1 protein-coding gene is annotated in these 261 nt (G+C 62.8%); it reads right to left on the reverse strand.

The genetic code is table 11. The features are described from left to right. On the reverse strand, positions 1 to 261 hold a 261-nt coding region (locus AC1RO3_RS09255; protein ID WP_481764127.1), incomplete at both ends, for a DUF305 domain-containing protein.

Below are 261 nucleotides of genomic sequence, written 5' to 3' on the forward strand. Positions count from 1 at the left end.
TCCTTGATCTTCTGCGCGAGCTCGGTGACCTTTGGATTCACGTCGCTCTTGTTGAGGACCATGTCGGACATCTCGATGGCTTGCTGGTGATGCATGACCATGTTCTGCGCGAACGACACGTCGGCGTCGTTATGCTCACTGGTCGCGCGGCTCGTGGAGGAGCTGCCCATACCCATGTCCATGTCGGAGTGACCGGCTGTCGGAGTGCCCGAGCAGCCGGTGAGGATGAGCGCGGTGGCCAAGGCGCCGGAGGCGAGCGCC

The sequence above is a fragment of the Dellaglioa sp. CoH-57-MRSF-19 genome (assembly GCF_056781975.1).